Origin of the sequence: Paractinoplanes rhizophilus, assembly GCF_042664765.1 — a bacterium.
Lineage (GTDB): Bacteria > Actinomycetota > Actinomycetes > Mycobacteriales > Micromonosporaceae > Actinoplanes > Actinoplanes rhizophilus.
The window spans coordinates 1-12,646 of sequence record NZ_JBHTBJ010000035.1 but is presented as its reverse complement, the minus strand read 5'-3'; the positions used below and the strand labels follow the sequence as shown (position 1 = coordinate 12,646).

General features: G+C 69.0%; 10 protein-coding genes. 9 read left to right on the top strand and 1 reads right to left on the bottom strand.

All coding sequences use genetic code 11. The features are described from left to right. Positions 1-1,261: 1,261 nt before the first annotated feature. On the bottom strand, positions 1,262-3,016 hold the full coding sequence (gene dnaA / locus ACFQS1_RS31840; protein WP_378975578.1) for a chromosomal replication initiator protein DnaA: 1,755 nt from the start codon (positions 3,014-3,016) through the stop codon (positions 1,262-1,264). Between the two features lie 606 nt (positions 3,017-3,622). Here dnaA and rpmH point away from each other — a divergent pair. The 9 genes from rpmH to ACFQS1_RS31795 form a co-directional block, all read left to right on the top strand. Next, positions 3,623-3,760, top strand: coding sequence for a 50S ribosomal protein L34 (gene rpmH / locus ACFQS1_RS31835; protein WP_015626276.1), 138 nt, complete (start codon positions 3,623-3,625; stop codon positions 3,758-3,760). A gap of 35 nt (positions 3,761-3,795) precedes the next feature. Beyond that, entirely contained in the window at positions 3,796-4,152 is a 357-nt protein-coding gene (gene rnpA, locus ACFQS1_RS31830; RefSeq protein WP_378975576.1) for a ribonuclease P protein component, read from the top strand. Further along, positions 4,149-4,406, top strand: coding sequence for a membrane protein insertion efficiency factor YidD (gene yidD / locus ACFQS1_RS31825; protein WP_378975574.1), 258 nt, complete (start codon positions 4,149-4,151; stop codon positions 4,404-4,406). Before rnpA ends, yidD begins: the two co-directional genes overlap by 4 nt. Before the next feature lies 1 nt (position 4,407). Continuing rightward, positions 4,408-5,433, top strand: a complete 1,026-nt coding sequence (gene yidC / locus ACFQS1_RS31820) for a membrane protein insertase YidC (protein ID WP_378975572.1) — start codon at positions 4,408-4,410, stop codon at positions 5,431-5,433. Between the two features lie 117 nt (positions 5,434-5,550). Then, positions 5,551-6,138, top strand: a complete 588-nt coding sequence (locus tag ACFQS1_RS31815) for a Jag family protein (protein ID WP_378975570.1) — start codon at positions 5,551-5,553, stop codon at positions 6,136-6,138. A 98-nt stretch (positions 6,139-6,236) separates the two neighbouring features. Next, entirely contained in the window at positions 6,237-7,148 is a 912-nt protein-coding gene (gene rsmG / locus ACFQS1_RS31810; RefSeq protein WP_378975675.1) for a 16S rRNA (guanine(527)-N(7))-methyltransferase RsmG, read from the top strand. Between the two features lie 606 nt (positions 7,149-7,754). Then, positions 7,755-8,921: a ParA family protein gene (locus ACFQS1_RS31805; protein ID WP_378975673.1), complete on the top strand. Its 1,167-nt coding sequence runs from the start codon at positions 7,755-7,757 to the stop codon at positions 8,919-8,921. Further along, positions 8,918-9,907, top strand: a complete 990-nt coding sequence (locus ACFQS1_RS31800; protein ID WP_378975568.1) for a ParB/RepB/Spo0J family partition protein — start codon at positions 8,918-8,920, stop codon at positions 9,905-9,907. The genes ACFQS1_RS31805 and ACFQS1_RS31800 overlap by 4 nt, the downstream gene beginning before the upstream one ends. 1,914 nt (positions 9,908-11,821) lie before the next feature. Continuing rightward, positions 11,822-12,646 (top strand): hypothetical protein (locus tag ACFQS1_RS31795; protein WP_417629339.1); only part of this gene is annotated, 825 nt, incomplete at its 3' end.

Here is a 12,646-nt window from a genome sequence, read left to right as displayed (position 1 = left end):
ATCCACCGGATATCCACGGGGTTTGTCCCCCGACCTGTGCATAGCGTCGGAACGGTACCGGGTCGTTCTCCCCAGAACCTTCAACAGGAAATCCACACGCTTCCACAGGCGGTGGACAACGAGGTGACGGAGAGTGTCTGTCCACATCGATTTCCCCAGGCCTCATCCACATCTGTGGGTTGCCGGGCCGAGGGTTGTCCACCGCTGGGGATAAACCCCTGTGAGGTCCTGTGGATTGGTGTGGAAAACGTTGGCACGAAGCCGTCCGGTTCCAGCGTTGACAAGCGTCGGCTGTGTGTGAGTGAGCGCGGAGATCCGGTCCCAGAGATATGCACCGGGGTTATACACAGGCTGTGGGCAAAGGTATGGAAAACGCCCAAACGATACTCTTTCGGGTACCGGCCTGTGGGTAACTCTCCATGCTGTGGACGACTGCGAGGTGTGATCCGCGAGTTCTCGCCCGGCACCGCTCACCTCGGAGGCGCCCCCGCTGTGGACGACCGCGACTTCTTGTCACACCCAGGTGCCAAACTCGCCCCGCCCTACCGGGTGGGGGCGGTTCGTGGCCGGCGGGGTGGCGTCGCGATTTCGATCTTGCGGACGTGGCGGGCGGGCGAGCGAGCGGTCGATCTTGATTAGGTGCTGCGACGGCCGCGCGTCAATTCATCAAGGCGGCCCGGGCTAGCGCGGCGGGTGGCGGAGCGGTGATGAGTTGGGGTGCCGGGCGCGCGGCAATTCATCAAGGCTGGTGTCGCCACCGAGGGACGGCATCTCGCTCGAGCGCGGCAGCCGTCGCCGGGGGGCGCGTCGCGTTGGCACTCTTGATGATTCGGCGCACGCAGCGAGCGGGAACTCATCACGGCTCGGCGAGTATGGGCGCGCGCCGGAGAGACGGCTCGGCGCGCGCGGACGCGGCACTGGGAGCGGGCGAGCCGAGCGAGCCGGGCGAGCCGGGCGAGCCGAGGAGCCGAGGAGCCGAGGAGCCGAGCCGGGCGAGCCAAGTGAGCCGAGTGAGCCGAGCGGGGACCAGTGAGCCGGGCGGGCCCAGCGAGCTGAGCGGGCCGGGCAAGTGAGCCCAGCGGGCCAAGCGGGTAAGCGAGCCGAGCGAGTGAGCTGGAGGGGCCGGGCGAGTCGCTGACGAGCCATGCCACGGACGGCGGTCGGCCGAGCTCGGGAAAGGAAGCGCGTCGTTGCCGGCGGAGCAGCGGGGACCGGGGCTGCTGCGTGTGTCGACCCGTCAACCCGTACGGAAAAGGGGGTTTCAGGTGTTTTGCTTGATGCGGTTGGTCAGCTCGGCGATCTGGTTGTAGAGCGAGCGGCGCTCGGCCATGTGCTGGCGGATCTTGCGGTCCGCGTGCATGACGGTGGTGTGGTCGCGGCCGCCGAAGGCCTGTCCGATCCGGGGCAGGGAGAGGTCGGTGAGTTCGCGGCACAGGTACATGGCGACCTGGCGGGCGTTGACCAGGACCCGTGACCGGGAGTGTCCGCGGAGGTCTTCGAGGGAGACGCCGAAGTAGTCGGCGGTGGAGACCATGATCTGGTCGGCGGTGATCTCGGGGCCGGCGCCGTCGGGCATGAAGTCGCGCAGGACCTCTTCGGCCAGGGAGAGCTGGACCGCCGAGCGGGTGAGGCTGGCGAAGGCGGTCACCCGGATGAGGGCGCCCTCGAGCTCGCGGATCGAGTTGGAGACCCGGCTGGCGATGAACTCGAGCACGTCGTCGGGGGCGTACATCCGCTCCTGGGCGGCCTTCTTCTGCAGGATCGCGATGCGCGTCTCGAGGTCGGGCGGCTGGATGTCGGCCAGCAGGCCCCACTCGAAGCGGGTGCGCATGCGGTCTTCCAGGGTGGCCAGCTGGCGCGGGGAGCGGTCGGAGCTGATCACGATCTGCTTGTTGGCGTTGTGCAGCGTGTTGAAGGTGTGGAAGAACTCCTCCTGGGTGCGCTCGCGGTTCTCCAGGAACTGGATGTCGTCGATCAGCAGGATGTCGACGTCGCGGTAGCGCCGCTGGAACGCCTGGGTCTTGTCGTCGCGCAGGCTGTTGATGAAGTCGTTGGTGAATTCCTCGGTCGAGACGTAGCGCACGGCGCGGGCGTGACCTAGCGTCGTCGCGTAGTGACCGATCGCGTGCAACAGGTGCGTCTTGCCCAGACCGGAGCTGCCGTAGATGAACAGCGGGTTGTAGGCCTTGGCCGGTGACTCGGCGACCGCGACGGCGGCGGCGTGGGCGAAGCGGTTGGACGAGCCGATGACGAACGTCTCGAACATGTACTTCGGGTTGAGCCGGTTGCCGTCGTTGGTACCGCGCGGGTTGCTCGCCGGCCGGATGTCCATGGGCGCGCGGCCGGGGCCGTTGTCGCCGCGGGTGGGCAGCGCGTCCTCGATCAGCGTGGGGCGATTGTCCGGGCGCGGCTGGTCACGCAGCTGGTCGGGCGGCATCCGGTGCGGCGGCTCGCCGGCCGGGGGCGGCTCTGGCGCCATCGGCGGACGGCTCATCGGACTGATCGGCGCGGGGGGTATCGGCGCGGCCGGTGGCGACGCCGCCGGCGCGGCGTCGAAAAGGGCTTCCTGCCCACCCCGGGCCGTGGGCACGTTGCGATAGGAGGGCAGATTTTCGGCGTACGGGTCATCCGCGTACGCCTGTGCCTCGGGTTGCGGGCGCTGCTCCGGCTCGGCGTAGTGCCGCGGCTGCGGCTCGGCTTCCGTCGGCTGGTCGACGGGCGTGCCGTAGACGGTGCCGGGCAGCCCGGTGCCGTCCTCCGGAGGCTTCACGGTGACGGCGACCTGGATCGGCCGGTTCAGCCGGCGGCTCAGCGCCTCGGTGATCGCCGGGCGCAGCCGCGACTCGATCACGTCCCGGGTGAAGGCGTCCGGCACGGCCAACAGCGCGGTGTCCTCGACGATGGCGCGCAGGTTGGTGAGCTGGAGGTATGCCCGCTGCTGGCGCGACGAGATCTCGTCGGCCAGCTCCTCCAGCGTCGCCTTCCACACGTCGCTCAGGTCGACCTGATCGGCCACCGCCGCGCCACCCCCATCGCCACCGACCCCCGGTGGACCTTGTCCGGCTTACCGCCTTTGCCCCGCCGCCTCTGGGGCGTCCGACAGCTCCCCCCATCCAGCACCACATTTAACGTGCTGAACACGCTCGACGCCACCGGTTGTCCACAGGTTATCCACAACCTGTGCACTGACCGGCGGTCGCTCCCGGCCGGACGGTCGGCAGACTTACCGGAGCCTGGTACGGCGCGGTTGTACAGGCTCACCGTGCCGAACGATTCACCCGCTTGTCCGGTTTTGGCCAGGTACGTCGTGGTATGCACAAAGCGCTGATGACCAGCAAACGGGCACGCTAACAGCGAGGTCGCCGAAGCTACAACTGTCCCACCGGCCGACAAGCGCCCCCGCGCGGGAAAAGATTCACGACCCGCGCAGAAAGACCACCCACCGCGAGGTGGTCGTCCCGGATGTCGGCGTGCCGACGCACGATATGGTTGACCTGCATCGCCGCCCTGCGTAGGGTCGGGCGGTTGCTCCGCCGCGTTCTGGTAAAGTGGCGTCTTGCAGCCCTGATGCCCCCTGGACGTTGTCCTCAACAGACGTCAGTAATGAAGACGGAGTTTCGACGTGAGCAAGCGCACCTACCAGCCGAACAACCGCCGGCGCGCCAAGACCCACGGCTTCCGGCTGCGGATGCGCACCCGGGCCGGCCGTGCCATCCTGTCCGGCCGTCGCTCCAAGGGTCGCGCCAAGCTGTCGGCCTGAGCCGGCGGCTTGCGGGCCGGAATGCCCAGGTAGTCGTGCTGGCCGCCGCGCAGCGTATGCGGCGTAGCGCCGAGTTCGCCGCGACCATTCGCGGTGGCCGGCGAGCCGGCCGGGGCACGGTCGTCGTTCATCTGCTTCTCGAGGAGCCGGTGCGAGCCTCCACGGCACGCGCCGGCTTCGTCGTATCCAAGGCGGTCGGCAACGCGGTGGTGCGCAACAAGGTCCGCCGCCGGCTCCGTCACCTGGTCCGGCCGCTGCTCGGCGACCTGCCCGACGGGTCGTTGCTGGTGGTCCGGGCGCTCCCGGCGTCGGCGTCGGCGTCGTACGCCGAGCTGGGCGCCGATCTCGCGGCGGCCCTCGCGGCGGCCCGCCGGCCCAGGCGGCAGCGATGAGCGTGCTCGCCCGTGTGCTGACCGCGATGGTCGTCGCGTACCGTCGTTATGTGAGCCCGGTGCTGCCGGCCCGCTGTCGGTTCTACCCCTCGTGCAGCGCGTACTCCTTGGAGGCGCTGCAGAAGCACGGTGCGATCCGAGGGACGGGCCTGACGATCTGGCGGCTCCTGCGCTGCCACCCCTTCCACCCTGGCGGGTACGACCCGGTGCCTGACCCGATCCGTCACCGTCCTGCCGATGTGACTGGAGCCTGAATTGAGCCTCGACTGGATCTACTACGCCATTTCGTGGATCCTCCTGCGCTGGCAATCCCTGTGGAGCTCCATCGGGATGGACGGCAAGTTCCTCGGGACCAACTGGTCCTGGGTGCTGGCCATCGTCTTCCTGGTGGTGACGGTCCGCGTCATCCTGTTCCCGGTCTTCGTCAAGCAGATCAAGAGCCAGCGGGCCATGCAGGCGTTGCAGCCCAAGGTCAAGGCTCTGCAGGAGAAGCACAAGGGCGACCGCGAGACGCTCCAGAAAGAAATGATGGAGCTCTACAAGACCGAGAAGGCGAACCCGCTGATGGGCTGCCTTCCGATGTTCTTGCAGATTCCCGTCTTCCTCGGCCTGTTCCACGTGCTGCGCCGCCTCAACCCGTCGAACACCCAGACCACGCTGTACGGCTGGACCACCGACCAGTTCCGGGACGCCACCCACGCGTCGCTGTTCAACGCCCCGCTGGCCTCGAAATTCGGCTCGACGGCGCAGGAGCTGACCGCCCTCCAGGCCAACAGCGCCACCGTCAAGATCGTCGCCGGCGTGCTGGTCCTGATCATGATGACCACCACGTACGCGACCAGCCGGCAGATGATCCTCAAGACCGGCTGGGCCGAGGACCCGCAGCAGAAGATGATCCAGCGCCTGATGCTCTACGGCATCCCGCTGTCGCTGCTCGTCTCCGGCTCGCTGTTCCCGATCGGTGTGATCATCTACTGGGTCACCAACAACCTGTTCACGCTGGCCCAGCAGCAGTGGGTGCTCCGCAAGTTCCCGCCGCCGCCGATGGCCGGCAAGGGTGGCGGTTCGCCGGCCAAGCCGTCCGGCCCGACCAAGAAGCCGACCGGCGCCCCGAAGAACCCGGTCCAGCCCGGCCGCACTGGTGGCCTGTTCGGCCGCAACAAGGCGCAGGCCGAGCCCGAGACCCCGGTCGTGGACACCAAGAAGCTCGCCCCGCGGCCCGGCGCCAAACCGGTGAATCCGAAGAAGGGCGCCCGACCGGCGAGCAAACCCAAGGGATGATCGCGGCTCGGGCGTCGTACGGCGTCCGAGCGCTCCCCTTCCTGAACCTGCCCGCGGGCGCCGCCGCGGGAAACAGCGGACCGAGCAGGTCCGGCCCGATGAGTACGGAGATGAACCGTGACCGACACCAGCACTCCCGATTCTTCGGTCTCCGCCGAATCGCCCGCCCCGTCGTCCGCGCCCGAGGCGCCGGCGGCGGAGGAGGCGACCGAGGAGACCAAGAAGTCGGAGACCGTCACCTCCGAGAGTGACCTGTTCCGGCAGAGCGAGATCGCGGCCGACTACGTCGAGGGGCTGTTGGACATCCTCGACTACGACGGCGACATCGACGAACTCGTGTCGGCCGGGCGCCCGATGGTCGAGGTGGTCGGCGGCCGGCTGCAACCGCTCGTCGGCCAGCGCGGCGCCACGCTGGAGGCGCTGCAGGAGCTCACCCGCCTGGCGATCTTCCGGGCCACCGGATCGCCGTCACGCCTGCTGCTGGACATCGGCGGCTACCGGGCGTCGCGCCGCAAGGAACTGGCCGCGGTCGCCCGCAACGCGGTCGAGAAGGTCAAGGAGCACGGCGACCCGGTGCGGCTCGAGCCGATGTCGGCGTTCGAGCGCAAATGCGTGCACGACGTGGTCAACGCCATCCCGGGCGTGGAGAGCGAATCGGAGGGCGTCGAGCCGAATCGCCGCATCGTGGTGCGGGCGGCGGACTGAGCATGACCGAACCCCGCTTCGGCGCGGGTGAGAGCGGCCCGGGCGAGTCTTCGTCCGGGCCGTCGTCTTTCCCGGGGCGCCGGACTCCGCGACGGCCCATCGCGTTTCCCGGGCGTAAGCCCTCGTCTGCCGCGCCTGCGTCTCCCGCTTCGCCTGCTTCTTCGTCTGTCCCTTCGCGGCCGTCTCCCCCTTCGCCTGCTTCGCCTGCTTCGACTCCGCCTTCTCCTTCACCGCCGGCCGCATCCGACTCGGTCGGCGCTGCTCCCCCTGCGGAGTTCGCGGCGGAAGCGGAGCGGGTCTTCGGCGACCGGTTCGGGCTGGCGGTGGAGTATGCGCGGCTGCTCGTCACCGACGGAGTCGTGCGGGGGCTGATCGGTCCACGGGAGGCGCCGCGGATCTGGGAGCGGCACCTAGTGAATTGTGCAGTTATGGCAGAGATCATCCCTATCGGCGCTTCGGTCGTCGACGTTGGGTCTGGTGCCGGTTTGCCCGGTATCGTGCTGGCAGTGGCCCGGCCGGATCTGAGCATCGCCCTGGTCGAGCCGCTGGCACGACGAACCGCGTTCCTGTCGGAGGCGGTGACCGCCCTCGGCCTCGAGTCGACCGTCACGGTCGTCCGGGGCCGCGCCGAGGACGTTGTCGACGGACCCCCCGCCGGCGCCGACGTCGTCACCGCGCGGGCGGTCGCCCCGCTCGACCGGCTGGCCGGCTGGTGCCTGCCGCTTGCCCGCACCGGCGGGCGGCTGCTGGCGCTGAAGGGCAGCTCGGCGGCCGACGAGGTGGCGGAGCACCGTGCGGTGATCGCCTCGCTGGGCGGCGCCGCGCCGGTGCTTCACGCCTGCGGAGTGGGGGTCATCGACCCGCCGACGACGGTCGTGGAGATCGTCAAGGAGCGCGAAGTTGTGCCGCCACGGCCAAAGCCGTCCAGCCGGGCGGAGGCTCAGGGGCGCGGCACCGGCGGAAGGGCCGGCGGGCGCGACTCCGGGCGAAGGAGAACGCGGAGGGGATAAATGGCCAAGCGGGGCGCCCGGAAGAGAAACGTCAAGAACCGACGTCCCGACGCGGCCAAGCCACCATCTTCGCGAGGTGGCCGGGAGGAGGCGCCCGAGCCTCGGGAGCGGCGGCGAGCGGACGCTTTATCGCGTACGGATAAAAATGTCACCGAGAATCAGCCGCCTCGCGTTGATCGGCTCAACGATGAGGTCGCGGGGTTTTTGGGTGGTTTTGAGGGGGACGGCGCGCGCCGAGGTGGCTGTGCCGAGGCCGCGGCGTTACGGCTGGTGCCGGGCATGATGGTCTTTGCGGCGCCGCCGGTCGACGATCTGTCTACGTTGCACTCGCCTCAACAGGCGGACGGCCGTGGCGAGGCTCGCCCGACCGCCGTAGGCTGGCCGGGCGTCGATAGTGTGGACCGGTCCGCTGCTTCCGGAACGCATGTGTCGCCTACCGACCCGTTCCTCACCAACAGGGATAAAACGGTGCATGAGTTCGGTGTTTCACGTGAAACCGAGTCGCCTCTAGGTCCTACCGGCCCCGCGGGCACCGGCTTCGGCGTCCCCACTGGCGCGTTCATTCTCGACCAGGGCGTGCCTTCGCCTCGGGCGGGCAGCGGCTACATGCCGCGGGCCTCTTCCGGGCAGGTCTATGGGACGCCGGCGCCGCAGCCCGGCCCGGAAGAGCCGCGCCTTCCGGCGCCCCGCTCGGGCCCGCCCGCGGTTGCGTCGTCGCCGGTGCCGGTCTCGTCCGCCCCGGTTTCCCCTTCCGCGGCTTCGTCGTCCCCCGTCTCGTCCTCGCCCGCGCCGACCTCGGAATCGGGTGGCCCGGTCGCGCCCGCGGGGCCGTCATTCGGGCCGGCGAGTCCCACCTTCGGCGCTGACGAGCATGTTTCACGTGAAACGCCGAGCCAGGATGAAGACGATCCCCCGCTAGCCATGGAAGCGTTGCGAGCTGTGCAGATCCTCAACCCGAGCGGCGAAATCACCATGCCGCGTCCGGACCACCCGAGGGTGCTCTGCGTCGCGAACCAGAAGGGTGGCGTCGGCAAGACGACCACGACCGTGAACCTCGCGGTCGCCCTGGCGCTGCATGGCAACCGTGTGCTCGTCGTCGACCTCGACCCGCAGGGCAACGCCTCCACCGGTCTCAATGTGCCCCACCACGCCGGCGTGCCGGATGTCTACGACTGCCTGATCGACAACGTGCCGTTGTCCGAGGTCGCGCAGCCGGTCGATGGCATTCCGAACCTGTTCTGCGTGCCGGCCACGATCGACCTGGCCGGTGCGGAGATCGAGCTGGTCTCGGTGGTGGCGCGCGAGTCTCGCCTGGCGCGGGCGATCGCGGCCCATCCGGAAAAGTTCGACTACGTCTTCATCGACTGCCCGCCGTCGCTCGGCCTCCTCACGGTCAACGCGCTCTGCGCGGCACAGGAGGTGCTGATCCCGATCCAGTGCGAGTACTACGCGCTTGAAGGGCTGAACCAGCTGATCAACAACATCAACCTGGTTCGTCAGCACCTGAATCCGACCCTCGACGTCTCCACCATCCTGCTGACCATGTACGACCGCCGGACCCGGCTCGCCGACGCGGTCGAGCAGGACGTGCGCAATCACTTCGGCAACAAGGTGCTCAATGCCGTCATCCCGCGGAACGTGCGGGTGTCCGAGGCTCCGAGCTATGGGCAATCCGTGATGACCTACGATCCCGGATCGAGGGGTGCCACCAGCTACTTCGAGGCCGCCCTGGAGATCGCGATGCGTGGCGTCAACACGGGAGGCACGGCATGAAAAATCGTCCACGGGGCGGCCTGGGCCGCGGCCTGGGCGCGCTGATCCCGACGGCGCCGGCCGTCGACCCGTCATCTCCGCCGGTGGCGCCGATGCCGGCGCCGCCTCCGCTGGAGACCTCTGCCCCGCCGGCCGCCGATGATCAGTTGGCGCCGGTGCCGGGCGCGCGCTTCGCCGAGCTGCCGGTCACCTCGATCGTGCCGAACGCCAAGCAGCCGCGGCACCATTTCGACGAGGAGGCGCTCGAGGAGCTGAAGACCTCGATCCGGGAGGTCGGCTTCCTTCAGCCCATCGTCGTGCGCGACCTGGGCGACGGGCAGTTCGAGCTCGTCATGGGTGAGCGTCGCTGGCGGGCCGCGCAGGCCGTCGGCAAGGAGACGATTCCCGCGATCGTGCGCGACACCCGCGACGATGCGATGCTGCGAGACGCGCTCCTCGAGAACATCCACCGAGCGAACCTGAACCCGCTCGAAGAGGCGGCCGCCTATCAGCAGCTGCTGGAGGAGTTCGGCGCCACGCACGAGGAGTTGGCCAAGCGGATCGGGCGCAGCCGGCCGCAGATCTCCAACACGATCCGGCTGTTGAATCTGCCGCCGCAGGTGCAGCAGCGGGTGGCGGCCGGGGTGCTGTCCGCCGGGCACGCTCGGGCGCTGCTCGGGTTGAGCGACGGGCAGGCGCAGATCGATCTGGCGAACCGGATCGTGGCCGAGGGGATCTCCGTGCGGTCCACCGAGGAGATCGTGACGCTGGCTCTCGCGGACGGGTCGCCGGCCAAGAAGGCCGCGCCCACTCGGCGGGCGAAGGTGCACGCGCCGGCCCTGAACGAGTTGGCCGACCGGCTGTCGGATCGGTTCGACACCAGGGTGAAGGTAGACATCGGCCGAAACAAGGGAAAGATCACCATCGAGTTCGCGACGGTGGACGACCTCGAACGGATAGTCGGGATGATCGGCGTGGAGGACGAGGGCTTGTCGTCGACAGACTAGAGTTCATTCGTTGGTCTTGGAGGCACGTGATTCGTCACGTGCCTTTCTTGTTGTCTTCTCGTGGCCTTTACTGCTGGCCCCGGCTCTTGTTGAGCCCCGTTCTCATGGCTGCGGGCACTTGGCCGGTGCCCGATCATTTTGTCACGGTTTGGGAAGCGTCCGTCCCGAGATCTTGGCCGCCGAGAAATCTCAGGAGAATGGCTCTGACAGAACCGAACTGGGCATTCGTCCTCGGTTGGCGTTGATCATCGTCTCTTTACGGGAGGGCTTTCTCGTGACCATCTAGCGACCGACCCGCTTGGAGGTGGTGGTTGGTGCGGCTTGCGGTCTTCTTGGCATCGGCACTTCTCTCCGGAGGTTTCACGTGAAACGGCGCGTTGCTCGCGTGCCCAATGTGGGTCCGCGGGGTCGGCATCGCCTCGGTCGAGCCGCCGCCGTTAACGGCAACCCCGGGCGCCGTCTGTGCCCGCTTCCCATACTTCGTTGCGCCTCCAGTTCGAACTCGGCGCGTCGTGGGTGTCGGACCGATCAGGCGGGCGACGCTGACCGCTCAAATGGCCGCAGCCGTTAGTGCGGCGCGCTCCCGTGTCGGCGTTTCACGTGAAACGCCAGGCGTGCCGCGCCCTCTGCACGAAGCGCGACTTTGGCGGCACCAGACGCGCCTCCCGGGGATCGGTCGGACGGGCGACGGGCGGGCCTTGTATCCCGTGACTGCCGTCGGCGAATAGGCCGACCGTCGTGTTGGCGGATCCTCGGACCGATCCTCCAGAGCCGAGACGGTGCGCTGGCTTGAACGCTGTGCCGGGCACGGTGCGTCGCGCTGCTGTCGGATGGCGTGCGGGCCGGGGCTCGTCGGACTGCGTTTGCCGAATGGGGATCTCAGAGTTCGCCTTGTTTCACGTGAAACCGTCCGCTCTACAATCCCCCGGAGCCCGGAGCCCGGAGCCCGGAGCCCGGAGCCCGGAGCCCGGAGCCCGGAGCCCGGAGCCCGGAGCCCGGAGCCCGGAGCCCGGAGCCCGGAGCCCGGAGCCCGGAGCCCGGAGCCCGGAGCCCGTTTCACGTGAAACGTGACTCGCTCGCTCGCGACCCTGGCGCGATGATGGCGGAAGACAAGAGAGCATCGGCGTGGCCTCGAAGGTCGGAAGGCAAGTGGATGGGCGTAACGCCTTCCAGACCGTCGAGGGGAGGCACGGGCGGGCCGGCGGTCGGAGGGGCACGGTGAGGAGCGACGCCCAAAGAGAGGGAGCCGGTTGCTCGCCCTGGCGATCCCCGGCGATGAGAAGCTCCGCTCAACCGATATCGCCGAACGGGTCGTCCCTCTGTCGATGGAGTGTGTGCCTACCCGAGAGCAAATCAAACTGAGGATCCGAACCTGGGTGGGTTATCCACAGGCTGTGTGTAACGGCTGTTGAGAAACCGGCCCGAGGCGTTTCACGTGAAACATGGCCGATGTGGGTGGCGGCGTCCGACGGTTCATCCACAGGCGGTGCAAGCCTGCGACGTCGTGTTTCACGTGAAACTGGGCGGGCTGTGGATAACTTCTGTGGATAACTTTGCGGGTGTTGTGGTGCCCACCGACGGTGATGAGCATCGACGTTGATCTCGACGATTTGAGGGCTGACGCACCGTTGCTCCACAGGCCGAAAATTGACCCGGGACACGGGCCCTGGCCTGGGCTAAAGTTCGCCCGTGCCCGACAACACGGTCCCCCTGCCCGACTTCACACGATGGCCTTCGTTCCCCTTCGAGGGCGACATGCGGGTCAAACCGCTGGCCGCCCCGGTCGAGGTTGAGCCGCCCCGCAGCGGCGAGGACGCGGCCGACTGCATCGCCTGCGGCACGCCCGACGACGCGTATATCTGGGTCAGCGAGCGATGGCGGGTGCGGGCCATGGACCGGCCAACGGGCCTCCCCATGGTTCTGATCCTCGAGTGCCGCTCGCACCTCGACCTCGGAGACCTACCGAACCTGCTGGCCGCCGAGCTCGGCGTCATGACGGTTCGGCTCGAGCGCGCGATCCGTTCCCTCGACGGTGTGGCGCGGGTTCACGTCAACCGTTGGGGCGACGGCTCTGCCCACCTCCACCTCTGGTTCCTGGCCCGGCCTTACGGGCGCCTCCAGTTGCGGGGCACGTTCCTCTCGCTGTGGGACGACATCCTGCCGGTGATTCCCGAGGCTCAGTGGCGGGAAAATCTGGCCCTGGTGGCGGCTTGGCTGGCGGAGTTCGGCGGCCAGGCCATCGCCGAGCCGCCCCACATCCAATGGGAAGCGCCCTCGACGATCACCTACTCGCCGTCGGCCGACGCGCCGCCCACGCCGGAGGACCCGCGACCGGCAACCCTCGGCGACATGGAGGCCAAGCCCGACACCGCCGCCGCAACGATGGCAGCCGCGGGTGCGCCCGCGGTTGCCGCAGAGGGCGCCCCGCGGATGGCGACGGGCGCCGGCGCGGGCGTGGCTGTGGGTGGCGGCGCGGGCGTGGCTGCGGACGGCGTTTCGGCGGTTGCTACGGGCGGCGGCGGTGCCGGTGCCGGTGCGGGTGTGGGTGGCGGCGCGGGCTCGGCCGTGGGTGGCGGCGCGGAGGCGGCTGTAGGCGGCGGCGCGGGTGCGAGCTCGGCCATGGGTGGCGGCGCGGAGGCGGCTGTAGGCGGCGGCGCGGGCGCGGGCTCGGCCGTGGGTGGCGGCGCGGGCGTGGCTGCGGACGGCGTTTCGGCGGTTGCTACGGGCGGCGGCGGTGCC

Excerpts from the sequence above, each read along its gene's own strand:
- yidD (WP_378975574.1), top strand. The coding sequence starts at position 4,149 with ATGAGCGTGCTCGCCCGTGTGCTGACCGCGATGGTCGTCGCGTACCGT.
- ACFQS1_RS31805 (WP_378975673.1), top strand. The coding sequence starts at position 7,755 with ATGCCGCGGGCCTCTTCCGGGCAGGTCTATGGGACGCCGGCGCCGCAG.
- ACFQS1_RS31800 (WP_378975568.1), top strand. The coding sequence starts at position 8,918 with ATGAAAAATCGTCCACGGGGCGGCCTGGGCCGCGGCCTGGGCGCGCTG.